The 22358-nt window shown below is 43.6% G+C and carries 25 protein-coding genes; 21 read left to right on the top strand and 4 right to left on the bottom strand.

Features of this window, described 5'->3' with window-relative positions:
* Positions 1–53: 53 nt before the first annotated feature.
* On the bottom strand, positions 54–1220 hold the full coding sequence (locus Q4Q54_RS11585; protein ID WP_012587207.1) for a flagellar assembly protein FlgT: 1167 nt from the start codon (positions 1218–1220) through the stop codon (positions 54–56).
* A 279-nt stretch (positions 1221–1499) separates the two neighbouring features.
* Between Q4Q54_RS11585 and Q4Q54_RS11580 the strand changes: the two genes are divergently transcribed.
* Together Q4Q54_RS11580 and Q4Q54_RS11575 are read left to right on the top strand one after the other, a co-directional pair.
* Complete coding sequence (locus Q4Q54_RS11580) at positions 1500–2132, top strand: FlgO family outer membrane protein (RefSeq protein ID WP_012587208.1); 633 nt, start codon at positions 1500–1502, stop codon at positions 2130–2132.
* Positions 2129–2578: an LPP20 family lipoprotein gene (locus Q4Q54_RS11575; RefSeq protein WP_006085649.1), complete on the top strand. Its 450-nt coding sequence runs from the start codon at positions 2129–2131 to the stop codon at positions 2576–2578. The genes Q4Q54_RS11580 and Q4Q54_RS11575 overlap by 4 nt, the downstream gene beginning before the upstream one ends.
* A gap of 142 nt (positions 2579–2720) precedes the next feature.
* Here the strand turns inward: Q4Q54_RS11575 and Q4Q54_RS11570 are convergent, their stop codons facing one another.
* From Q4Q54_RS11570 to flgA, 3 genes are all read right to left on the bottom strand, one after another.
* Positions 2721–3146 carry a flagella synthesis protein FlgN gene (locus Q4Q54_RS11570; protein ID WP_006082434.1) on the bottom strand — a complete coding sequence of 142 codons (426 nt, stop codon included), beginning with the start codon at positions 3144–3146 and terminating at the stop codon, positions 2721–2723.
* Positions 3147–3148: 2 nt separating this feature from the next.
* Positions 3149–3472: a flagellar biosynthesis anti-sigma factor FlgM gene (gene flgM / locus Q4Q54_RS11565; RefSeq protein WP_311988502.1), complete on the bottom strand. Its 324-nt coding sequence runs from the start codon at positions 3470–3472 to the stop codon at positions 3149–3151.
* A gap of 75 nt (positions 3473–3547) precedes the next feature.
* Positions 3548–4255: a flagellar basal body P-ring formation chaperone FlgA gene (flgA, locus tag Q4Q54_RS11560; RefSeq protein WP_311988501.1), complete on the bottom strand. Its 708-nt coding sequence runs from the start codon at positions 4253–4255 to the stop codon at positions 3548–3550.
* 205 nt (positions 4256–4460) lie between these two features.
* Here flgA and Q4Q54_RS11555 point away from each other — a divergent pair, with 205 nt between their 5' ends.
* From Q4Q54_RS11555 to fliS, 19 genes are all read left to right on the top strand, one after another.
* Positions 4461–5381 carry a chemotaxis protein CheV gene (locus Q4Q54_RS11555; RefSeq protein WP_006082431.1) on the top strand — a complete coding sequence of 307 codons (921 nt, stop codon included), beginning with the start codon at positions 4461–4463 and terminating at the stop codon, positions 5379–5381.
* 99 nt (positions 5382–5480) lie between these two features.
* Positions 5481–6320, top strand: a complete 840-nt coding sequence (locus Q4Q54_RS11550) for a CheR family methyltransferase (RefSeq protein ID WP_006082430.1) — start codon at positions 5481–5483, stop codon at positions 6318–6320.
* A gap of 143 nt (positions 6321–6463) precedes the next feature.
* Positions 6464–6868: a flagellar basal body rod protein FlgB gene (flgB, locus tag Q4Q54_RS11545; protein WP_006082429.1), complete on the top strand. Its 405-nt coding sequence runs from the start codon at positions 6464–6466 to the stop codon at positions 6866–6868.
* Positions 6869–6870: 2 nt separating this feature from the next.
* Entirely contained in the window at positions 6871–7287 is a 417-nt protein-coding gene (gene flgC / locus Q4Q54_RS11540) for a flagellar basal body rod protein FlgC (protein ID WP_006085646.1), read from the top strand.
* Positions 7288–7311: 24 nt separating this feature from the next.
* A complete protein-coding gene (gene flgD / locus Q4Q54_RS11535) occupies positions 7312–8082 on the top strand; it encodes a flagellar hook assembly protein FlgD (protein WP_220590745.1) in 771 nt (256 codons plus the stop codon).
* Positions 8083–8163: 81 nt separating this feature from the next.
* Entirely contained in the window at positions 8164–9525 is a 1362-nt protein-coding gene (gene flgE, locus Q4Q54_RS11530; protein ID WP_106651090.1) for a flagellar hook protein FlgE, read from the top strand.
* Positions 9526–9697: 172 nt separating this feature from the next.
* Positions 9698–10441, top strand: coding sequence for a flagellar basal-body rod protein FlgF (gene flgF, locus Q4Q54_RS11525; RefSeq protein ID WP_126491503.1), 744 nt, complete (start codon positions 9698–9700; stop codon positions 10439–10441).
* Positions 10442–10451: 10 nt separating this feature from the next.
* Positions 10452–11240 carry a flagellar basal-body rod protein FlgG gene (gene flgG, locus Q4Q54_RS11520; protein WP_006085642.1) on the top strand — a complete coding sequence of 263 codons (789 nt, stop codon included), beginning with the start codon at positions 10452–10454 and terminating at the stop codon, positions 11238–11240.
* A gap of 11 nt (positions 11241–11251) precedes the next feature.
* On the top strand, positions 11252–11926 hold the full coding sequence (flgH, locus tag Q4Q54_RS11515; RefSeq protein WP_311905308.1) for a flagellar basal body L-ring protein FlgH: 675 nt from the start codon (positions 11252–11254) through the stop codon (positions 11924–11926).
* 11 nt (positions 11927–11937) lie between these two features.
* A complete protein-coding gene (locus Q4Q54_RS11510; protein ID WP_115334213.1) occupies positions 11938–13029 on the top strand; it encodes a flagellar basal body P-ring protein FlgI in 1092 nt (363 codons plus the stop codon).
* A gap of 17 nt (positions 13030–13046) precedes the next feature.
* The gene (gene flgJ, locus Q4Q54_RS11505; protein WP_311988500.1) at positions 13047–14189 is read left to right on the top strand and encodes a flagellar assembly peptidoglycan hydrolase FlgJ; all 1143 of its coding nucleotides are present in this window, start codon (positions 13047–13049) and stop codon (positions 14187–14189) included.
* 40 nt (positions 14190–14229) lie between these two features.
* Positions 14230–16161 carry a flagellar hook-associated protein FlgK gene (gene flgK, locus Q4Q54_RS11500; RefSeq protein ID WP_311988499.1) on the top strand — a complete coding sequence of 644 codons (1932 nt, stop codon included), beginning with the start codon at positions 14230–14232 and terminating at the stop codon, positions 16159–16161.
* Positions 16162–16172: 11 nt separating this feature from the next.
* Positions 16173–17384 (top strand): flagellar hook-associated protein FlgL, encoded by a 1212-nt coding sequence (flgL, locus tag Q4Q54_RS11495; protein WP_311988498.1) that lies wholly within the window; start codon positions 16173–16175, stop codon positions 17382–17384.
* Between the two features lie 94 nt (positions 17385–17478).
* Positions 17479–18300 carry a flagellin gene (locus Q4Q54_RS11490; protein WP_311890010.1) on the top strand — a complete coding sequence of 274 codons (822 nt, stop codon included), beginning with the start codon at positions 17479–17481 and terminating at the stop codon, positions 18298–18300.
* A gap of 253 nt (positions 18301–18553) precedes the next feature.
* Positions 18554–19372, top strand: coding sequence for a flagellin (locus Q4Q54_RS11485; protein ID WP_311890008.1), 819 nt, complete (start codon positions 18554–18556; stop codon positions 19370–19372).
* Between the two features lie 144 nt (positions 19373–19516).
* A complete protein-coding gene (locus tag Q4Q54_RS11480; RefSeq protein WP_311890007.1) occupies positions 19517–19903 on the top strand; it encodes a flagellar protein FlaG in 387 nt (128 codons plus the stop codon).
* Positions 19904–19946: 43 nt separating this feature from the next.
* Positions 19947–21317: a flagellar filament capping protein FliD gene (gene fliD / locus Q4Q54_RS11475; protein ID WP_311988497.1), complete on the top strand. Its 1371-nt coding sequence runs from the start codon at positions 19947–19949 to the stop codon at positions 21315–21317.
* Positions 21318–21345: 28 nt separating this feature from the next.
* Positions 21346–21666: a flagella biosynthesis chaperone for FliD, FliT gene (locus Q4Q54_RS11470; protein WP_311988496.1), complete on the top strand. Its 321-nt coding sequence runs from the start codon at positions 21346–21348 to the stop codon at positions 21664–21666.
* Between the two features lie 6 nt (positions 21667–21672).
* A complete protein-coding gene (gene fliS, locus Q4Q54_RS11465; protein WP_311988495.1) occupies positions 21673–22083 on the top strand; it encodes a flagellar export chaperone FliS in 411 nt (136 codons plus the stop codon).
* The last annotated feature ends 275 nt before the right edge of the window (positions 22084–22358 follow it).

Here is a 22358-nt window from a genome sequence, read left to right as displayed (position 1 = left end):
GACAGTGATTATACTGGTTTTATCTCTGATTAAAAGGCTTATGATTTAGTTGCTTAAATCTTAAGCGCTATGTCGTTTATCTGCACATTGTAGGCTGCATTTTGGTCTAAAAGTACTGCTGTAGAGCTTTCTTCACTCACTTGTTCGATTTTTACCGTGGCTCGGCTTTTGGTTGCGACGGCGCGCATTTCATTGAGTCGATCGGGTAGGTTTTGCTGTAATACGACTTGGAATTTATCCCCGACACGAATGCCATGTTTACGGCCGAGATTTAAAATGATCCTGTCCGCTTGGCGGCTCACGACTTGGCCGAGTAAGGGTCTGCAATTGAGTGTGCTGTCTAAATCATGGGTAGCCTGTTGCATTAACTTAGTAATATTTTTGCCATAGGATGATCGCCAGAATCTGTCCGTATTCGGGGCAATAATGGCTTGTTCTTCAAATTCCCATGGCGCCGATGTGCTGTAGCTTTTACTCCAAACTTCTTCGCCACTGATCCCATGATAGAGGCTAAGTTTGAACTGGAATTGCCTGAGTGGAGCTTCATCCCAAAATCCTAGGAAGGTTGCCTGCACTGGCTCCATTGAGATATCCATAATTTGTGGTTGGAGGATATATTGGCTGTCGGTAATTTCACTGAGCCAGCTTGGGAGTCGATAACCGCGAATATCCACTAGATCTTGTTTAATGTCGAGCAGCTCTTTAGCGTGAGTGTGGCTAAAACCCGTGGAAGAATAATCTTCTATAACACTGCCTAATTTTTCTGAGATCACTTCTTCAAAGCCTGAAAGCTGTCCGTATCTGAGCTGAGTACGATCTTTGATTTGTGCTTGAGGGATTAGAATCGCAGCCTTTAATTGTCCATTTGGACACTGCTGCGTAGGATCATCATTTAGATCGAGTCGTAGGGACACATAAATTTTGTTTCCCTGGATTCGTTCGCTAACGAGTTGGATGCTGATGGCTTGGGCGTTGCGATTTATCGCGAAGTTATTCTGTGTAAGGTTTCCGTTAGAGGTTTGTTGTTCACTGGAGATTTGAATGCCTGTGCTTAATGTAGCGTAGCTAACGGCTTGATTAATCGCTTCTTCCCTTGCTTGAGCCGTATTACCATTGATAATAGTCGCTTCACCACTGGCTTCCATCCATTCGGCCAGAGTAGGCAAAGACAGCAGTGCAAGGCTCAAAATGATGAGCGAAGCTGAACGTGGTATATGCATCAATACAATCCTTATCGCTAAGCTATTGGCGAGCTTGCTAATCGAGCCAGTTTCCTGACACTTAATCTAATATACCGACAAAGCAAATTTCATGCCTGAGTAACGAGAGTTTTCGATAAAGTTTCCATTGGCGCAGTCGATATACAGCGTATGAGCATAATATTGTCGGGCTGGAGCAATTTTGGTCCGAAGATTGCTGGCTTTTGTTACTCACAAAAATGAAACGCATAGAGTGTGAGTGATTTAATTGCCAGTACACCCACAGATGAGGTAAATCCAATGCTAAAGCGTGTGATTATTCCCTTAACATTGATTATGTTAGGTGGATGCGTGGCTAAATCGGTTACACCGCCCAAGCCGAGTTTAGTGGATGGCAATGGGTTGCCGCCAACGGCAGTGATCAACCATTTAGCACAGCGGATTGTGACAGAGCTCGTTAAGCAAAATGATGCTCTGCGTTCTGATCAACCAATTGTCGTCGCCACCCCAGTATTAGTGGGTGACATGAATGGCACAAATGCGTTGGCGCAGCAGTTACAGCAAGGATTAATGACGTCGCTCCATAGCTTTCAGTTTAATGTGGTTGATTTAAATTTAGCAGATGGCTTGAGAGTGACGGCTAATGGGGATTTTATTTTGACGCGAGATTGGCAACAATTGTCGAAAAATCTTCCCGTTGAGCATCTTGTCGTTTCGACTATGAGCCCAGTTACCAATGGTATGGCGATCAACACTCGGATTGTGAACATAAGTAACAATCGTGTGGTATCGGCCTCTCAAACTTTTGTGACTCAAAAAGAGTTGGCAAACTACATGCAGCCTTCGGAGCAAATTGTGTCACAAAATGGCATCTTATATCGTCAGGCGAGTCCAGGCATGAATGAAGTGCGTGTTTTAGGAGATGGAAAATGAAACGCTACCTTTTAGTTATTGCGGCGCTAATGCTAACTGGCTGCGCTGCTAAAGATAGATATGTGCAATGGGAAGATGTGCCTCCGCCGAGTTTTCCTAAGTTAACGGCCATAGGATATGCGCCCTTAGCGACTCAACCGGCTAAAGAGCAATCACAAAGAGTGTTGATGGCCATGCAAGCATCAAAAATTGTGGCCTATCGTGAATTAGCAGAACAAGTTTATGGGCAGAAAATAACGGCAAACAGCAGTGTCAGTGATTGGATGTTGACGGACGATAATGTTAAAGCGTCGGTTTCTGGCGTGATCCGTGGGGCGCGGGTCGTTAAGAGTTATCCGGCTGGCGATCATTATGTCACTGAGTTAGAACTGGATTTTTCACAGGTATGGGCGCTGTATCAACAACAGAGTCGTCCACAGCGAGTGAAAGAAGTCACGTATTTCTAGTCATTTCTACATGACTCTATTGAGCCGCGTACTATGCGAGTAGTTATGCGGCTTTTCTTTTTCTGCACAAGTATCAAAGACTAATCTTTAATCAGAGCAGAGCTTAGAAGCGGGAAATACAGAGTGGGAATTGATGCGCCTGTTAGGCCTTTAAATCGTTGCCTAAACTTGAGATAGTTGAGGTCTTGCCTTTATCGTTATACGTAAGGCTGGAGGCGTTTCTGCTGGCTTGTAAAGCTTGAGCGAAGCGATTGAGACTGGCTAAATTCATCTCAATTAAACTGGCATTTTGATCGTTCAGTTCTTTGCATTCAGTTAATGCGTCTTTGACAACGGCCATTTTATGCACGAGTTCACTTTGCTGAGTGAGTTGAGACTTATCAGTGTGGTTTGCCAGAATATCGTCATTAGTCTTGAGTTCTTTCAGACATTGTGATTTTTCGTTAGCAAGAGAAAGCAGTAAATCGGCGTTTTGGTCAACCAAAGCGCCTTTTTCCTTGAGTATGATTTGCTTAAGAACAGCCAAATGGGCGTGTTGTAGATCTACCAGTTTAGCTATTTCAGTCATAGTTACTCTTTATTCAAGTCATTAAGTTCGGCTTCAAAACTTGCAATATTGGCAGCCAACTTTTCTGGGTCAATTTTATAGCGGCCTTCGGCGATAGCCTGTTTAATTTCGGCCACTTTCTTTTGATCAACTTCAGGAAGACTCGCCATTTTAGTCTGAGCTCCTTGAAGTTGTTGTGCTTGCGCTGTAATCACCACTGAGTCGCTTCTTTGTGGTGTTGTCGATTTTGTGGCAACTTGATCAGATTGATCGCTGCTAGTTTTAGTTGCACCTGAACGAACTTGTGTGGTCGTTGCAGTGTTGAGTTTGCTAATATCAATTGCCATTTTCGGCTCCAGCGTCGTGTGTACGGGATTTCTTAACTGGGGTATCGGCAGCTTATAAAAAAGCTTTAGAATATTTTACATTCTTACTTCAACTTCGCCAATGCCCGTGACTATAGCATCTAGTTCTTTGTTTGAACTGCTATTTTTGACTCTGATCCGATCGCCTTTATTGCCATCTTGTAAGGCTTCTCCCGCTGTTTTGAGTTCGAATGAGTTAGAACGAACATAAATAGATACCGAGTCATTTTTACACACAAAGCATAAGTTATTGCTCAATATAGGATAATCCTTCGAGACGCGTCGTTTGACTCGCACACCAGCTAATTTACTTGGGTCATCAAATTCAGCGCCCCGTAAACTATTTTGCTCAATGTAACGGATTTCAACTTGGCTAGGGGAGATGAGTTCGCCAGGCGCTAAGGTTTCAGTTGTGACAACAACGGGGAATAAAATATCCACTCTAACCGAGATATAAATCTGCCAAGGGTAAGCGAGCTCTTGCGTATTGCAGCTGACTTTTAGGGTGTTATTACGGCTAATTTCCCTGTCACTAGCCAATTCAACCTTAATCGGCGACGAACATTGTGACGGCAGCATTCTTGCGTCAACTATTTGCGGCGAAATATCGACTTTGGCATTCGCTGGCACGGATATCTTTTCTGAAATAAGCGCTTTAGCTAATTCTGAGATGGCCGATACGGTGGGAACAATAGGCTCTGCACTCGCAAAAGCGGGCATGAAGAGGGCGAAAACACTAAAAAAAAAGACTAAATTTACTTTCATAATGAAGAGACTAGCTTGTAACGCCAGAATGCACCTATACTTTTATCAAGTTCGAAGCTGACCACTGTAATAATAATTTGCATCACTGTCAGAAGATTGACTCAGTTTCGACTATGTTTATCGATAGATAAGACGTAAGCAATTAATATGCCTATACTCAAAAGAGTCATAGGGCCGTACATAAACAGAACAACAAGGCAGAGTTATGTCGAGTATTCTTGATTCAGTCAACAAACGAACCCAGCTCGTTGGTCAAAACCGTTTAGAATTGTTGCTTTTTAAATTAAACGGTCGTCAACGGTTTGGGATTAACGTGTTTAAGGTGAAAGAAGTACTGCAGTGCCCGCCACTGACAACTTTGCCTAAACTTAATCCTTATGTTAAAGGTGTCGCGCATATTCGCGGTACGACTATTTCAGTTATTGATCTGAGTGCGGCAACAGGTGGTAGACCTTTAGCGAGTACTGAAAACTGTTTCATCATTATTTCTGAATATAACCGTAGCGTTCAAGGTTTCTTGGTCAGTTCTGTTGAGCGGATTATCAACATGAATTGGGAAGCGATTATGCCTCCGCCGCAAGGTGCCGGTCGTTATTCTTATCTGACGGCTGTAACTGAGATTGAAGGTGAATTGGTTGAAATTCTCGATGTAGAAAAAATCTTAGATGAGATTTCACCGGTTAAAACTGCCATCAGTGAAGAAGCCAATGAAAAGCTGACCCTCGACAGAACCCAGCATTATCATATTATGGTTATCGATGATTCTGCCGTGGCGCGTAAGCAGATTATTCGTTCACTCGAGTCATTGAACTTACAAATTGATACCGCAAAAGATGGCCGAGAAGCATTAGATAAGCTCAAAGAAATCGCCAAAGAAATGGACAATGTTGCCGATGAAATCCCTCTTATTATCTCAGACATTGAGATGCCTGAGATGGATGGTTATACCCTGACCGCGGAGATCCGAGATGATCCTAAGCTCAAGCATATTAAAGTGGTACTGCATACGTCGTTAAGTGGAGTATTCAATCAGGCAATGGTTCAAAAAGTGGGGGCCAATGACTTTATCGCTAAGTTTAATCCCGACGAACTGGCTGCTGCAGTGAATAAGCACTTAAGTTTGTAAGTTCAGTAGTTAGTACCTATATATGCTTTACGCTATAATCTCGACTTTGTAACATGATGGTTTCGCACTGATTTTGGTGCTTGCAATAGGATTTAGGATGTGAATGTGCCAAATAAATCACTCGCTGAGGCTGAATATAATCAATTTAGGTTGTTCTTAGAGCAACACAGCGGCATCGTACTGGGTGAAAATAAGCAATATCTGGTGCGCAGTCGTCTTGCTCCTTTAATGGGGAAATATAACCTGCCATCCTTATCCGATGTGGTTAAGCATTCGATGAAGCCAACGGAACGCGCGCTTCGGGCAGAAGTGATTGATGCTATGACGACCAATGAAACCCTGTGGTTCCGTGATCGTTATCCATTTGAGTTATTGCATAACGTTTTGTTACCTGAGTATAGTCGTTTAGGTCGTCCACTTAAGATTTGGTCGGCCGCGTGTTCGTCCGGGCAAGAACCCTATTCACTGGCGATGACGATTCTTGAGTATCAACAGAAGAAGCCTGGTGCGCTTGCGGGCAGTGCGTCAATTCAAGCCACTGATTTATCGCCTTCCATGTTGGAACGTTGCAAAAATGCTGAGTACGATAGCTTGGCATTAGCGCGCGGTTTATCCGAAGAGCGTAAGCGTCAGTTTTTTGATGCTTTACCTTCAGGCAATATGAAGTTAAAGGATAATGTTAAGCGTTTGGTGAACTTTAGGGCACATAACCTGCTTGAGAGTTATAGCTTACTTGGTAAGTTCGACATTATTTTTTGCCGCAATGTGCTGATTTATTTTGCGCCTGAGGCAAAGGCAAAAATTTTGCGGCAATTCGCTGCCGCTCTTAATCCCAAAGGGATCTTATTTCTTGGTGCTTCTGAATCTATAGCTGGTTTAACGGATGAGTTTGACATGGTCCGTTGTAATCCTGGGATTTATTACCAGAAAAAGACTTAAGTTTGCTTCTTTAAAGAAAATTACCGACATTTGTCGGTAATTTTTTACCCATCACTTGCTCATCCCCATTGTTATTCTCATTATTCCACTATGTTGGCACATGAATTGCTTTATTTCCGTGAGTAACACGAGGAGGCAATTTTATGGCGATCAATTTTGATAATGCACTGGGTGTGCATCAGTACACTCTCGGTATTAGAGCGCAGCGAGCTGAAGTCATTTCGAGCAATATCGCTAACGCCGATACGCCACATTATAAAGCCCGTGATGTTGATTTTTCTGCGGCAATGCAGGCCGCCCGTGGCCAACAACAGCAGCGTAATAGTCTTGAAATGCAAGAGTCAGACAAGCATTTTGGTCTTGCTGAGTTGACGGGTCAATTTGTTAAGTTCCGTGTGCCAAATCAACCCGATACCGGTGATGGCAATACCGTTGATATCCAACAGGAACAATCGGCATTCATGCAAAATGCCCTTGAATATCAAATGTCATTAGGCTTTTTAGACAGTAAGTTTAGTGGCATGAAGAAAGCGCTGAGAGGGGATTAATCATGAGTTTATTTAGCATATTTGATGTTGCTGGCTCTGGAATGTCGGCTCAATCGGTCAGGTTGAACACCACGGCGAGTAACATAGCTAACGCTGATTCCGTCTCGAGTAGCGTAGATAAGACCTATCGTTCCCGTCATCCTATTTTTGAAGCTGAAATGGCCAAAGCCCAAAGTCAGCAACAAGCCTCTCAAGGTGTTGCGGTAAAAGGCATTGTTGAAAGTGATAAACCACTACTAAAAGAATACTCGCCCGATCATCCAATGGCGGATGCGGACGGCTTTATTTATAAACCGAATGTTAATGTCATGGAAGAAATGGCAGATATGATTTCTGCTTCGCGCTCATATCAAATGAATGTACAGGTCGCTGAAGCAGCTAAGTCTATGCTGCAACAAACACTTGGGATGGGTAAATAACATGTGTTACTTAGGAGGTAAGCTGTGAGCCTCATTAATCAAATTAACCAAGCATCGACGCAGACGGCTCAAAATAAGAGTCAATCAAATGCTGTGACGACCAATTCATCAACCAGTTCAACGGGTAATCCGTTTCTTGATGGCATACGACTGCCAAAAGATTCGATAGTACCGGAAGCGAAAAGCCAACAGTTAACTCAAGATGACTTTTTCTCGTTATTAAGCCAACAGTTATCGATGCAGGACCCTTTTAAGCCCGTCGACAACGACCAAATGATTGCGCAGATGGCATCATTTTCGACAGTTGATGGTATCAGTAAGTTAAATGATGAAATAGTTAACTTAAACAGTGTTATGACGTCGAGCCAAGCACTGCAGGCATCGGGACTCGTTGGTCGCAAGGTGTTGATCCCAACTGATACTGGCAATATTTCAGCTGAAAGCCCAACGATGAAAGGTGTGGTCAGTACCCCTAATAAAATTCCAGAGATTACTGTGCGTGTTGAAGATGAGAAGGGCCAAGTTGTGACCACCTTTAAAGTCGATGGCAGTGACGGTGGTAACGTCGATGTGAACTGGGATGGTTTAGATAAAGATGGAAAACCTGTGACCGCAGGCAACTATACGATTAAGGCGAGTGGGTTAGTGGATGGAAAATCCCAAGAACTGCCTGTTTCAACTTATGCCCATGTGACCAGTGTCTCTCTTGGTACGGCCAGTACTGGCGCCATTCTCAACTTGAGAGGCGGTATGGGGATCAAGCTAACCGATGTGTTAGCTGTGTCTGAAACTTAAATTTATACAAGATAATTTTTTAGAATCCGAATTGGGCGTTAGTTGTCCGCAATTGAATAGAGTCAAAAGTAGAGGTGAATTATGTCGTTTAACATTGCATTGAGTGGCATTTCTGCCGCACAGAAAGATTTAAACACCACGGCGAACAACATTGCGAATGCGAATACCATTGGCTTTAAAGAGTCTCGTGCTGAATTTGCGGATGTTTACGCTAATTCTATCTTTTCAAATTCTAAAACTGCTGTCGGTGGTGGTGTTGCAACGAGTCAAGTCGCCCAGCAATTCCATCAAGGCAGCTTACAGTTGACAAGTAATTCACTCGATATGGCAATTAAAGGTGGTGGTTTTTTTGTCACTGCTTCTGAAATAGGCAGTCTTGACCATTCATTTACTCGAGCTGGGGCATTTAAAGTCGATTCAAATAACTACATGGTGGATTCTGCTGGTAATTTTTTGCAGACATTCCCTGTGGATAAAGATGGTAATTCGACATCGGTAAGTTTGACTACAGCGAAACCAGTGCAGATCCCTGATACTGCAGGTAGCCCAGTAAAAACTGAAAATGTCAGTTTACAAATGAATCTAAATGCTAAGGAAAGTACCCTTGACCCTGCTGCATTCGATCCTCTAGACCCTAAGACATACAATAACGTTACCTCAATGACTATGTATGACTCACTCGGTGAGCCACATATCATGACAACCTATTTTGTTAAGCCTAATGATGCCTCTTATAATGGAGAGAGCAATTGGGTGGCTTATTACGCTATTGATGGTAAACAAGTCGATCTAGCTGGTGCTGCTGGTACTTATCAAACGGATACTACGGGCGATGGTAACCCTGACTCAACCGGTACAGCGCAAACAACTAGCGGTTGGAAGGGCTCTGTACTTAAGTTCAATTCTGTTGGTGTCTATACCGGTAGTGATCCAGCGGTCGTTAAGACTGAGACTTTAGGGGTGGGTGGTGCAGGCGTTTTAGGTGCTGGAGCGGATGGAACTCAAGACTTAACAATTAAGTTTAATGCGCCAACGCAATATGCTGCTCCTTTTGCGGCAACAGAGTTAACACAAGACGGTACTACTGTTGGTCGTTTAACTAACGTTGAAATTGGTGCTGATGGTTTAATTACTGCAAGTTACTCGAACGGTTCAACTGTGCCTTTAGCACGAGTTGCCTTGGTTCGATTTGCTAACGAACAAGGTTTAACACAAGTAGGTAATACGTCGTGGAAAGCCAGTTTGAATTCTGGTCCAGCTCTTGCTGGTGAGGCAAACAGTGGTACTTTTGGTAGCATAAGTTCATCGGCGTTAGAGCAATCGAATATCGATTTGACCACTGAACTGGTCGATTTGATTTCGGCGCAGCGTAACTTCCAAGCGAACTCTCGTACCCTTGAAGTGAACAACACACTGCAACAAACCGTATTACAAATCCGCTAATCATTACATTGTTTGACTAAGTGTTGCCGCCAGTGGCAACACTTAGCCTTTATCCTGCTATCAATTCACTTCATTTCCTTATTCTTCAATTCTATCAGTAAATTAAACGTCAACTTTATTGGCACGATGCTTGCTTTGCTATTGTCATGTAGAAAATTTGACGGAGCAGTCTGTGGACAAATTCCTTTATGTCGCCATGAGTGGCGCCAAGCAAAATATGAATGAGCTGGCGCTCCGTGCGAACAACTTAGCCAATGCTAATACCGACGGTTTTAAATCCGATATGGCACAAGCTCGCTCAATGCAAGCCTTCGGTGAAGGGTTGCCTTCCAGGGTATTTGCGATGACAGAATCTCCGTCAGCTAATTTTCGCTCTGGTCCCATAAAAACCACTGGACGAGATCTCGATGTTGCCATTAAAGGCGACGGCTGGTTTGCCGTGCAGGCAAAAGATGGCAGTGAAGCCTATACCCGCTCAGGCAGTTTAAGTTTCGACTCTACGGGTTTACTACACAATGACAGGGGAAATCCTGTTATGGGAGATGCGGGCCCCATAGTGTTGCCGCTCCCTATTGAGAAGGTTTCAATTTCTCAGGATGGCATTATTTCTGTTCGACCTCAGGGCGCTACCGCTGAAGTGGTGGAAGAAGTTGGTCGCTTGAAACTCGTTAATCCCGGTAATGCGCAGATGATGCGTGGTGAAGATGGATTATTTCGACAAATGTCAGGAGAACCAGCACCAGCTGATCCTTTCGTCGCAGTTGAAAGTGGCGCAGTGGAAGGCAGTAACGTTAACCCTGTCGATGAAATGGTGTCTTTGATTGACCTTCAGCGTCAGTTTGAATTGCAAGTCAAGATGATGAAAACCGCGGAAGAGAATGATCGCGCTTCATCTTCATTAATGCGTATTAGTTAGGAGATAGATTATGCATCCGGCGTTATGGATTAGTAAAACTGGCTTAGACGCACAGCAAACTGACATTGCGGTGATCTCGAACAACGTGGCGAACGCCAGCACTGTGGGCTACAAGAAAAGTCGCGCAGTATTTGAAGATTTGCTTTACCAAACAGTTAACCAAGCGGGCGGTGTCAGCGCTTCTAACACTAAGTTACCTAATGGGTTAAACATAGGTGCGGGTACCAAAGTCGTCGCCACGCAGAAAATGTTTACCCAAGGCAACATGCTGACTACGGATAACTCATTGGATCTGATGATTGAAGGCCCCGGCTTTTTTGAAATCCAGCTACCCGATGGTACTGCGGCCTATACCCGAAACGGTCAGTTTACCTTAGACGATACGGGCCAGATTGTGACACCCGGTTCTGGCTACTTGCTGCAACCCGCGATCACTATTCCTGACAATGCGACCAGTATTACCGTTTCCGCGGAGGGTGAAGTTTCAGTGAAAACCCCAGGTACAGCAGAGAACCAAGTTGTGGGTCAGTTGACTATGACGGATTTTATTAATCCATCGGGTCTAGATCCCATGGGGCAAAACTTATACACGGAAACTGGTGCGAGCGGCACGCCAATTCAAGGTACCGCTTCGTTAGATGGTATGGGAGCGATTCGTCAAGGCGCATTAGAAACCTCTAACGTTAACGTGACCGAAGAACTGGTGAACCTTATCGAAAGTCAGCGCATTTACGAGATGAACTCCAAAGTGATTTCTGCGGTAGATCAGATGCTGTCTTATGTGACTCAGAATTTATAGAGGCAAACATCATGGCTAGATATCTTGTGGTGGCCGTCGCGTTATTGCTTGCAGCCTGTAGCTCGACGCAAAAGAAACCCCTTGCGGATGATCCCTTTTATGCGCCGGTCTACCCAGAGGCACCGCCGACAAAAATTGCCGCGACTGGCTCTATTTATCAAGACAGTCAAGCATCTAGTTTGTATTCGGATATACGTGCTCACAAAGTTGGCGACATTATCACTATCGTTTTGAAAGAGTCGACTCAAGCTAAGAAGAGTGCAGGTAATCAGATCAAAAAAGGCTCTGACATGAGCTTAGATCCCATTTTTGCTGGTGGTAGTAATGTGTCCATTGGCGGAGTGCCAATTGATTTACGTTATAAAGATAGCATGAACACTAAGCGTGAATCGGATGCAGATCAGAGCAATAGTTTAGATGGCAGCATCTCAGCAAACGTGATGCAAGTGCTGAATAACGGCAGCTTAGTGATCCGCGGCGAAAAATGGATCTCAATCAATAACGGTGATGAGTTTATTCGCGTCACAGGTTTGGTTCGCTCGCAGGACATTAAACCCGATAACACTATCGATTCAACGCGGATGGCAAATGCTCGTATTCAATACAGTGGCACAGGTACTTTCGCAGATGCTCAAAAAGTGGGCTGGTTAAGCCAGTTCTTTATGAGCGACTGGTGGCCCTTCTAAGGAGTCGTATCATGAAATATAAACTGGTGTTAGCCGTTGCCGTGCTAGTGTTTTCCCTACCTAGTCAGGCTGAACGAATTAAAGATATTGCCAATGTGCAGGGCGTACGCAGTAACCAGTTGATCGGTTATGGCTTAGTGGTTGGTTTGCCGGGAACGGGTGAAAAAACCAGTTATACCGAGCAAACCTTTATGACTATGCTCAAAAATTTCGGCATTAATCTTCCTGACAACGTCAAACCAAAGATTAAAAACGTTGCTGTGGTTGCCGTACACGCCGATATGCCAGCCTTTATCAAACCGGGTCAAGATCTTGACGTGACCGTATCTAGCTTAGGCGAAGCCAAAAGTTTACGCGGTGGCACCTTGCTACAAACCTTTTTGAAAGGTGTTGACGGTAATGTGTATGCCATAGCCCAAGGCAGCTTAGTGGTGAGTGGTTTTAGTGCAGATGGTTTAGATGGTTCAAAGGTCATTCAAAATACCCCAACAGTTGGCCGTATACCCAATGGCGCGATTGTTGAGCGCAGTGTGGCGACCCCATTTTCAACTGGCGATTATTTGACGTTTAACCTACGTCGTTCTGATTTCTCTACCGCACAACGGATGGCCGATGCGATTAATGAGCTATTAGGCCCTGATATGGCGCGTCCTTTAGACGCAACATCTGTGCAGGTTAATGCTCCGCGTGATGTATCACAACGGGTGTCTTTTTTAGCAACGCTTGAAAACCTCGATGTTATCCCAGCAGAAGAATCTGCCAAAGTGATTGTTAACTCACGTACCGGAACCATAGTGGTTGGGCAAAACGTGCGTTTACTCCCAGCGGCGATTACCCATGGCGGCATGACAGTCACGATTGCTGAGGCTACGCAGGTTTCACAGCCAAATGCCTTGGCTAATGGTCAAACAACCGTCACCAGCAATAGTACGATTACAGCGACAGAAAGTGATCGCCGTATGTTTATGTTTAATCCAGGCACTACGCTGGATGAGCTGGTTAGAGCGGTTAACTTGGTCGGTGCAGCACCCTCAGATGTGTTAGCAATACTGGAAGCGTTAAAAGTGGCAGGAGCTTTGCATGGTGAACTTATCATCATCTAATTTCTGTCGGGAAAATCATGGAAAAGCTTTCAAGTTCATCACATTTTCTTGACCTAGGCGGCTTAGATTCACTCCGCGCCCAGGCACAGAAGGATGAGAAGGGCGCCTTGAAAAAGGTCGCCCAACAATTTGAAGGTATTTTCGTGCAAATGCTGATGAAAAGTATGCGCGATGCCAATGCGGTTTTTAAGTCTGATAGTCCTCTCAATAGCCAATACACTCAGTTTTACGAGCAGATGCGCGATCAGCAGTTATCGGTCGATTTATCTGACAAAGGGGTATTGGGTCTTGCCGATATGATGGTGCAGCAACTCTCCCCTGAAACCAGTCATTTCACGCCAGCATCGGTATTACGCGACGATGGCGGTATGAAAATGCTCCATGATGCTAAAGCGCTTAATGTGCCTATGCAGAGTGCAGTCGCGCCAGCGGCTGAATCCACAGTTGTTAATCATGGTGTCCCCGCTGCCATTGCTCGACCAGTATTTGAGCCTGATAGAGCCATGGATGCAAACTCATCAATGGACATTGATACGCCTAATCGTTTACTGGCAATTGATACACCTAAGCCAAGCTGGAGCGAACAGTCACTTTCTGTCGTTGAACCTGTGATTAGCGGCCAAGTTTTGCCGACGGCGGCCTTTAGGGAAACCCAGAAAATAGTCCGCTTCGGTAGTCGCGAAGAGTTTTTGGCGACCTTATACCCACACGCTGAAAAAGCGGCAAAAGCATTAGGTACTCAACCAGAAGTATTGTTGGCGCAATCGGCGCTTGAAACTGGCTGGGGACAAAAAATTGTTCGCGGCAATAACGGCGCACCGAGCCATAACCTATTCAATATTAAAGCTGATCGCCGTTGGCAGGGCGATAAAGCGAACGTCAGCACCTTAGAATTCGAACACGGTGTGGCAGTGCAGCAAAAAGCTGACTTCCGTGTTTACAGTGACTTTGAGCATAGCTTCAACGATTTTGTGTCCTTCATTGCCGAAGGCGAACGTTATCAAGATGCGAAGAAAGTGGCAGCGTCCCCAACTCAGTTCATTCGAGCTTTGCAGGATGCGGGTTATGCCACAGATCCTCGATATGCTGAAAAAGTCATTAAAGTGATGCAGTCCATCAGTGAAGAGCTGAAATCAATTCTGCCAGGAGAAGACAAATGATGAACCTTACAACCCTGTTTGTTCATAGGAGTGTCAACTAATGGCCGTTGATCTGCTGAATATTGCGCGAACTGGGGTGCTTGCCTCCCAGTCGCAACTGGGTGTCACCAGTAATAACATTGCTAACGCCAATACCGCGGGTTACCACAGACAAGTGGCAACTCAGTCGACTCTTGAATCGCAGCGTTTAGGTAGTAGTTTTTATGGCACAGGAACTTACGTAAATGACGTTAAGCGAATCTACAATGACTATGCCGCAAGAGAGTTGCGCATTGGCCAAACAACGCTCAGTGCCGCCGAAGCCAGCTATGGTAAATTGAGCGAACTCGATCAACTGTTTTCTCAGATAGGCAAAGTGGTGCCACAAAGCTTGAATGACCTGTTTTCAGGGCTGAATAGCGTGGCGGACTTACCCGCTGATTTGGGCATCCGCAGCTCAACCCTAACGAATGCGCAGCAAGTTGCCAGCAGCCTGAATCAGATGCAGTCTTATTTGAATGGCCAGCTCGATCAGACTAATGACCAGATAACTGGCATGACTAAACGTATTAATGAGATAGGTACAGAACTCGCCAACTTAAATCTAGAGCTGATGAAGTCGCCGAATCAAGATGCGCAGCTGCTCGATAAGCAAGATGCACTCGTTCAAGAGTTGAGTCAGTACGCCCAAGTCAATGTCATCCCGCAAGAAAATGGTGCCAAGAGTATTATGCTCGGTGGCTCTGTGATGCTGGTTTCCGGTGAGATTGCCATGAGTATGGGGACTCAAGCGGGTAACCCATTTCCCAAAGAGTTACAGCTTAACTCAAGTATTGGCTCGCAAAGCGTTACTGTTGACCCAAGTAAACTGGGTGGTCAGCTAGGAGCCATGTTTGATTATCGTGATCAGACGTTAATTCCCGCAGGTCATGAGCTTGATCAATTAGCTTTGGGCGTGGCTGATAACTTTAACAAAATGCAAGCGCAAGGCATTGACCTCAATGGGCAAGTCGGTGCCAATATCTTCAAAGATATCAACGATCCTATGATGTCCTTGGGTCGTGTAGCAGGTTTTTCTGATAATGCGGGCAATGCAACGTTAGGCGTTACCATAGATGACACCAGTCTATTAACTGGCGGTGCCTACGAGCTGTCATGTGTCAGTACTGTGCCTGCAACTTATGAGTTGAGAGATACGGAAACGGGGGTGATAACACCGCTGACGTTAACTGGCTCGACGTTATCGGGTGGTGCTGGATTTTCAATTGACATAAAAGCAGGCGCAATGGCGTCGGGGGATCGTTTTGCCATTCGCCCAACAGCGGGCGCCTCAAATGGCATTGAAGTGGTAATGAAAGACCCTAAAGGTATTGCCGCCGCATCCCCAAAGATTACCGCTGATGCCGCTAACTCGGGTAATACTCAAGTTAAGTTGACTCAAATTGGCAATCGCAGCGCCGCAAATTTCCCTGTGACGGGCAGCGAGTTGACGATAAAGCTCGACACTACTGCTGTACCTCCAACCTATGAAGCATTCGATGCCGCAGGAACATCACTTGGAGCTGCTACAGCTTATACCCCACCGAGTATCAGCGCCTTTGGTTTTACCTTTGAAGTTGACAGCACAGCTGCAGCGGGTAATGACAGATTTACCTTCGATTTATCCTTCGCCGAGGGCGATAACTCCAATGCAGTCGCTATGGCTAAATTGAGCGAAAGTAAAGTGATGAATAATGGTAAATCGACCTTAGCGGATGTGTTCGAGAACACTAAGTTAGACATCGGCAGTAAAACGAAAGCGGCCGAAGTGCGTACAGGTTCGGCAGAGGCCGTGTATCAGCAAGCTTATGCGCGAGTAGAGAGTGAGTCGGGCGTGAACTTAGATGAAGAAGCAGCAAATTTAATGCGTTTTCAACAAGCTTATCAAGCCTCTGCGCGGATCATGACGACCGCACAGCAGATTTTTGACACCTTATTATCCTCAGTGCGTTAGGAGATTTAACTATGCGATTATCATCCGCGCAGATCTTTAATCAAAGCATTACCAGTGTGCTGCAAAAGCAAACTGCGACCAGCAAAATTCTTGAACAACTGAGCAGCGGTAAGAAAGTCAATACTGCGGGTGATGATCCTGTGGCGTCGCAGGGTATCGATAATCTGAATCAGAAAAATGCACTCGTCGATCAGTTCATTAAGAACATTGATTATGCAACGAATCGTCTTGCCGTTACGGAAAGTAAACTCGGTAGTGCTGAAGATTTAACCGGCTCGATGCGTGAGCAAGTTATGCGCGCGATAAACGGCACACTATCTGAAACTGAGCGGCAAATGATTGCCGATGAGATGAAAGGCAGCTTGGAAGAGTTGCTTTCTATTGCGAATAGTAAGGATGAATCTGGCAATTATATGTTCTCCGGTTTCAGTACCGATAAAGAACCTTTTGCTTTTGATAACTCGACGCCGCCTAAAATTGTGTATAGCGGTGATTCTGGCGTCAGAAATAGTTTAGTGCAAACCGGTGTGGCCATGGGGACAAACATCCCTGGCGATAGCGCGTTTATGAAAGCCCCCAATGGACTTGGTGATTATAGCGTCAATTATTTGGCCAGCCAGCAGGGTGAGTTTAGCGTTAAAACGGCAAAAATTGCTGATGCAGCAACTTATGTGGCTGATTCATATACGTTTAACTTCACTGATAATGGTGCCGGTGGTACTAACTTACAAGTGCTCGATTCTGCCAATAATCCCGTCGCAAACGTTGCTAATTTTGATGCAACCAATCCCGTTAGTTTTAATGGTATAGACGTTAAAATTGATGGAAAACCCAGCGCTGGCGATAGTTTCACCATGGAGCCGCAGGCCGAAGTCAGTATTTTCGATACGATCAGCAGTGCGATTGCATTAATTGAAGATCCTAATTCTGCCAACACTCCCCAAGGGCGAGCGCAGTTGGCACAGATATTGAATAACGTTGATAGTGGCGTCAATCAAATTAGTTCTGCCAGAAGTGTGGCGGGGAATAATCTGAAAGTTGTCGAAAGTTACACAGAGACTCATACCGAGGAGAAAGTGGTGAACACTTCAGCACTATCACTCTTGGAAGATCTCGATTATGCATCAGCGATTACGGAATTTGAAAAGCAGCAGCTTGCATTGAACGCAGTCTCTAACGTGTTTAGTAAGGTGGGTTCTGTTTCCCTGTTCGACTTTATTTAACAGAAAGCAAGTACCTATCCATCTGTAAGATAAATTGTTAAAAATTTAGCCAAGCTCCAAGCCTTGGCGGTATAACTAGGAAGAGGAACTCAACATGGCTATTACAGTTAATACCAACGTGACTTCGATGAAGGCACAAAAGAATTTAAATACTTCTAGTAGCGGTTTAGCGACCTCGATGGAACGTCTATCAAGTGGTTTGCGCATTAACAGCGCTAAAGACGACGCTGCGGGTCTAGCTATTTCTAACCGCTTGAACAGCCAAGTACGCGGTCTAGAAGTGGGGATGCGAAATGCAAATGATGCGATTTCAATTGCTCAAATCGCCGAAGGTGCGATGCAAGAACAAACGAACATGTTACAACGTATGCGTGATTTGACGATTCAGTCTGAAAATGGTGCAAACAGTTCAGCGGACTTAACAGCGTTGAAAGCTGAGATGGATCAGCTGGCGACAGAAATTGATGAAATTGGTAAAGCGACTGCTTTTGGTACCACGAAACTGTTAACTGGCTCTTTTTCAGCAGGCAAAACATTCCAAGTAGGCTCTCAAGATGGTGAAGATATTAAAGTTACTGTAAAAGCGAGTAATAAAACTTCATTGTCTGTAGCAAGTTTAACGAACGCAACATCTGCTAATCGAGCCTCATCCTTGGCTAAAATTGATGCCGCAATTAAAACTATTGATGCGCAACGTGCAGATTTGGGTGCTGTTCAAAACCGTTTAGCGCATAACATTAGTAATAGCGCAAATACTCAGGCAAACGTTGCTGACGCTAAGAGCCGTATCGTAGATGTCGATTTTGCAAAAGAAACATCGCAAATGACTAAGAATCAAGTATTACAACAAACGGGTTCTGCAATGCTTGCCCAAGCTAACCAGTTACCTCAAGTTGCACTATCTCTCCTTGGTTAATGCCATTGATGTGCAATGGTATTGAAGTGCTTTTGCCTACTTGTTCTAGAATCTTCTAGGAAAGTAGGCAAAGTTTTTATTAAAGATAGTTATCTTTTTGAAAAAAATGATTATTTTTAAAAAGTTATTATTTTTTAAAAATAATCCTAAAGATAAAAAAGGTGCTGCCGTTAAATATACTGTAACCACTAAGACCCGCCTGGCTTAAGTAGACAGGCAAGTTCACAAGCCAGGTATAAAGAGGAAACGAATCATGGCCATTACAGTAAACACAAACGTCACATCATTAAAAGCTCAAAAGAATTTAAACACATCTGCAGGCGGTTTGGCCACTTCAATGGAACGTTTATCCAGTGGTCTACGTATTAACAGCGCAAAAGACGACGCTGCAGGTTTAGCAATTTCGAACCGTCTAAACAGCCAAGTGCGTGGTTTGGATGTAGGTATGCGCAACGCCAACGATGCAATTTCAATCGCCCAAATTTCTGAAGGTGCGATGCAAGAACAAACTAACATGTTACAACGCATGCGTGATTTAACGGTTCAGTCTGAAAACGGTGCAAACAGTTCTGCCGATTTAGATGCTCTTAAAAAAGAAATGGATCAGTTGGCTACTGAAATCGATGAGATTGGTAAAACAACTGCTTTTGGTACTACTAAACTATTAGCTGGTGGGTTTTCAGCCGGTAAGAGTTTCCAAGTGGGCGCACAAGACGGTGAAGACATTAAAGTTACTGTAAAAGCGAGTAATAAAACGTCATTATCAGTTGGTTCATTAACGAATGCTACTTCAGCTAACCGTGCATCTTCATTAGCAAAAATTGATGCAGCGATTAAGACTATTGACGCACAACGCGCTGATTTGGGTGCTATTCAAAACCGTTTAGCACATAACATTAGCAACAGCGCAAATACACAAGCAAACGTTGCCGATGCTAAGAGCCGTATTGTAGATGTTGACTTTGCGAAAGAAACATCGCAAATGACTAAGAATCAAGTGTTACAACAAACGGGTTCTGCAATGTTGGCACAAGCTAACCAATTACCTCAAGTGGCCTTATCACTACTGTAATATAAAGTAGTAAAGTTGATAAGTGATAAGGGAGGTTCGGCGACGGATCTCCCTTTGCCACATTAAAAGGTTAATCAAGCTTTATAGTGTATTTGTTTTGTTAAGTCTTATTAAAACAATTACTTAATTTGCTGAGGTATGGCTATGGATATCAATATAGCAAGTTCATCTTCTATGGTTCACAATAAGGTTGAATTAGCTCAAGTGCCGCTAAAAGCATCTGCTTCAGATGTGGAGTTAAAGCGGGATACTGCGGTGTCGGCTATTGAACAAACCGTAGAACAAGATGCGACTGATAATGAACAGAATCCGAGTAAGTTGACTCAGGTTGCCACAGAGTTGTCTGATATGATGTCTATGATGCGTAAGGGCTTAGCATTTAAAGTTGATGAAAATTCAGGGCAAGCTGTTGTTACTGTACTCGACCGAGATACTGGTGATGTTATTAGGCAAATGCCAAGTGAAGAAGCATTAGCTCTAGCTGAGAAATTATCTGAAGTCACTGGGCTTTTGATGAAAACAGAGGCCTAGATATACATTACTTGTAGTAATCGTTGAAGAGTGAGAGGTTTATATGGCATTAACTGCGACAGGCATGGGTTCTGGCCTTAAAATTAGTGAAATTGTGCAAGTTCTAGTCGATGCTGAAAAAACACCGAAAGAAGCGATGTTTAATAAAACAGAGGACAGCATTAAAGCAAAGGTTTCTGCTATGGGAACTTTAAAGAGTGCGTTGTCTACGTTTCAAGATGCCTTAAAAAAACTACAAACAGGCGATGCTCTTAATCAACGGAAAATCTCTGTTAGTAATGAAACTTATATAACTGCTACTGCGGACAAGACAGCTCAGGCTGGTAGCTATGGTATTAAAGTTGAGCAACTTGCGGTAAACCATAAAGTTGCAGGAACCAATGTTGCAGATCCTGCACTGCCAGTTGGTGAAGGAAGTTTAGATTTTGGCATTAATGGTAAGAGCTTTTCTGTTGATGTTTCTGCTACCGACTCACTTGCGGCTATTGCTAAAAAAGTTAATGAGTCATCAGATAATGTAGGTGTAACAGCAACTGTTATTACCAGTGATGCTGGCAGTCGATTGATTTTTAGCTCTAATAAGTCGGGTGAAGACAATCAAATCAGTATTACAGCTAATGACACGTCTGGAACTGGACTAAATGATATGTTTGGTGCGGGAAATATTTCCACGCTTCAAGATGCTAAAAATGCAATTGTTTATATAGATAATCAGCAAGTTACCTCACAATCTAATGAGGTAAAGAATGCCATTACAGGTGTGACGTTAAATTTAACTGATGCTGATGTTTCTAAAACGACTACGTTAAAAATTGAACAAGATGACGATGCGGTAAAGACAAATGTGAAAGCTTTTGTCGATGCTTACAATAGTTTAGCAACTGCAGTTGATAAAATGTCATCCTATGATAAAGAGAAAAAAACAGCTGCTGCATTACAGGGCGACTCTATGATTCGCTCGATAGAATCACAATTACGCAGTATTTCGAGTGAGCGAATTGACACTGATGGTGGTAATTCGATTGCCTTATATGACATAGGCATTAAAACAGATAGATATGGTAAGTTATCTATTGATGATACTAAACTTGATAAAGTGCTTTCAGAGGATATGTCTAGTGTTGAGGCGTTATTTTCAACGCCCGATAAAGGGCTTGCCAATCGTTTTTATGATCTTGCTGACAGCTATGTTAAGTCACGTGGACTAATTGACTCTCGTCAAACCGGATATACCAATCAGCAAAGCCAAATCACAGATCAAAGAGAAGCCTTTAAGCTTAAAATGGATCAGTTAACAGCGCGTTTAACTAAGCAATTTAATGCGATGGATCTTGTAGTTGGCAAACTTAATCAACAGAGTAGTGGCCTCATTGATCGTATTAATTCACTTCCTGGTGCGGTTAAGAAAGGATAATAAACTTTAATGAGTAAGGGAGTTGTCAGTGCAACAACTTAATAAGCTTAATGCTATCTTGAGTGAAATCTTAAATAAATTGACTCAGATCCCTGCTGAAGAACCTCAAACTGATGAGTTGGTGTCGAATTTGCAAGTACTGGTTGGAGAGCGTCAACTTTTACTCGATGTATTAGTGGCTGATGCGAATATGACAGATGTTGAGTATCTTCAACGTCAACTTGACCTTACTCAAGAGTACACGAGTAAAGCAAGTGTTGTAATGGCTGATAGGCAAGCATTATTACATGCAGGCAGTAAGAATAAACGCCAGATTAGTGTTTATAAGACTATAGATTCAAATAGGTAGGTGTTTATGAGAGGTTCACTGCAATCATACCGTAAGGTTTCATTAGAAAGTGAAATTACCGTTGCTTCACCACATCGTATTATTCAGCTTATGTTCGCGGGAGCACTGCAACGTCTAGCGCAGAGTCGTCTTGCGATTGAACAAAATGATCTGTCTAATAAAGGTATGTATATTGGCAAGGCTATTGGGATTATTACTGGGTTAAACAATAGCTTAGATATGGATGCTGGTGGACAGATAGCAAGGAATTTGAGTGATCTTTATGATTTCATGTTGCGTAAAATTTCTGAAGCTAACATCAATAATGATGTGAAAGCGATTGATGATGTATGTGAGGTTTTACGTACCATCAAAGAAGGTTGGGATGCTATTCCTGCTGATAAACATAATATATCGGCACATTCAGAACCTGGTTAATATAATAATTTTTTGATTAGAATAAAGACGCACTGGTTGCGTCTTTTTTTTGGCTTAAAGTCAAATGTTTGACGTTTTTAACTAGAATCATGGCATAAATGAACTAAAATCAATTCAGTTTGGCATAAACCTCATCTGAGGCTTGCTTCTCGTCTGCTGATAATACAATATTCATCAAAGTAGTGATGGTGGCACAGATTGTTACATTGAATTTGTTAAGCTTTTACAGCAACTAATCATAAATAATTAATGCGAATTAATACATATTAGAGCTT

This window comes from Shewanella sp. SP2S2-4, from assembly GCF_031932025.1.
Lineage (GTDB): Bacteria > Pseudomonadota > Gammaproteobacteria > Enterobacterales > Shewanellaceae > Shewanella > Shewanella baltica.
The sequence above is the reverse complement of the archived record's forward strand: the minus strand, read 5'-3'. Positions and strand labels throughout refer to the sequence as shown.

Bases quoted from the DNA above. Each gene is read 5' to 3' on its own strand.
- Q4Q54_RS11480 (WP_311890007.1), top strand. From the start codon at position 19,517: ATGGATATCAATATAGCAAGTTCATCTTCTATGGTTCACAATAAGGTT.
- flgJ (WP_311988500.1), top strand. From the start codon at position 13,047: ATGGAAAAGCTTTCAAGTTCATCACATTTTCTTGACCTAGGCGGCTTA.
- flgH (WP_311905308.1), top strand. From the start codon at position 11,252: ATGGCTAGATATCTTGTGGTGGCCGTCGCGTTATTGCTTGCAGCCTGT.
- Q4Q54_RS11555 (WP_006082431.1), top strand. From the start codon at position 4,461: ATGTCGAGTATTCTTGATTCAGTCAACAAACGAACCCAGCTCGTTGGT.
- Q4Q54_RS11485 (WP_311890008.1), top strand. From the start codon at position 18,554: ATGGCCATTACAGTAAACACAAACGTCACATCATTAAAAGCTCAAAAG.
- Q4Q54_RS11585 (WP_012587207.1), bottom strand. From the start codon at position 1,220: ATGCATATACCACGTTCAGCTTCGCTCATCATTTTGAGCCTTGCACTG.
- flgK (WP_311988499.1), top strand. From the start codon at position 14,230: ATGGCCGTTGATCTGCTGAATATTGCGCGAACTGGGGTGCTTGCCTCC.
- Q4Q54_RS11580 (WP_012587208.1), top strand. From the start codon at position 1,500: ATGCTAAAGCGTGTGATTATTCCCTTAACATTGATTATGTTAGGTGGA.
- fliD (WP_311988497.1), top strand. From the start codon at position 19,947: ATGGCATTAACTGCGACAGGCATGGGTTCTGGCCTTAAAATTAGTGAA.
- fliS (WP_311988495.1), top strand. From the start codon at position 21,673: ATGAGAGGTTCACTGCAATCATACCGTAAGGTTTCATTAGAAAGTGAA.
- flgC (WP_006085646.1), top strand. From the start codon at position 6,871: ATGAGTTTATTTAGCATATTTGATGTTGCTGGCTCTGGAATGTCGGCT.
- flgL (WP_311988498.1), top strand. From the start codon at position 16,173: ATGCGATTATCATCCGCGCAGATCTTTAATCAAAGCATTACCAGTGTG.
- Q4Q54_RS11490 (WP_311890010.1), top strand. From the start codon at position 17,479: ATGGCTATTACAGTTAATACCAACGTGACTTCGATGAAGGCACAAAAG.
- Q4Q54_RS11570 (WP_006082434.1), bottom strand. From the start codon at position 3,146: ATGACTGAAATAGCTAAACTGGTAGATCTACAACACGCCCATTTGGCT.
- flgG (WP_006085642.1), top strand. From the start codon at position 10,452: ATGCATCCGGCGTTATGGATTAGTAAAACTGGCTTAGACGCACAGCAA.
- Q4Q54_RS11510 (WP_115334213.1), top strand. From the start codon at position 11,938: ATGAAATATAAACTGGTGTTAGCCGTTGCCGTGCTAGTGTTTTCCCTA.
- flgB (WP_006082429.1), top strand. From the start codon at position 6,464: ATGGCGATCAATTTTGATAATGCACTGGGTGTGCATCAGTACACTCTC.
- Q4Q54_RS11575 (WP_006085649.1), top strand. From the start codon at position 2,129: ATGAAACGCTACCTTTTAGTTATTGCGGCGCTAATGCTAACTGGCTGC.
- flgA (WP_311988501.1), bottom strand. From the start codon at position 4,255: ATGAAAGTAAATTTAGTCTTTTTTTTTAGTGTTTTCGCCCTCTTCATG.
- flgE (WP_106651090.1), top strand. From the start codon at position 8,164: ATGTCGTTTAACATTGCATTGAGTGGCATTTCTGCCGCACAGAAAGAT.
- flgM (WP_311988502.1), bottom strand. From the start codon at position 3,472: ATGGCAATTGATATTAGCAAACTCAACACTGCAACGACCACACAAGTT.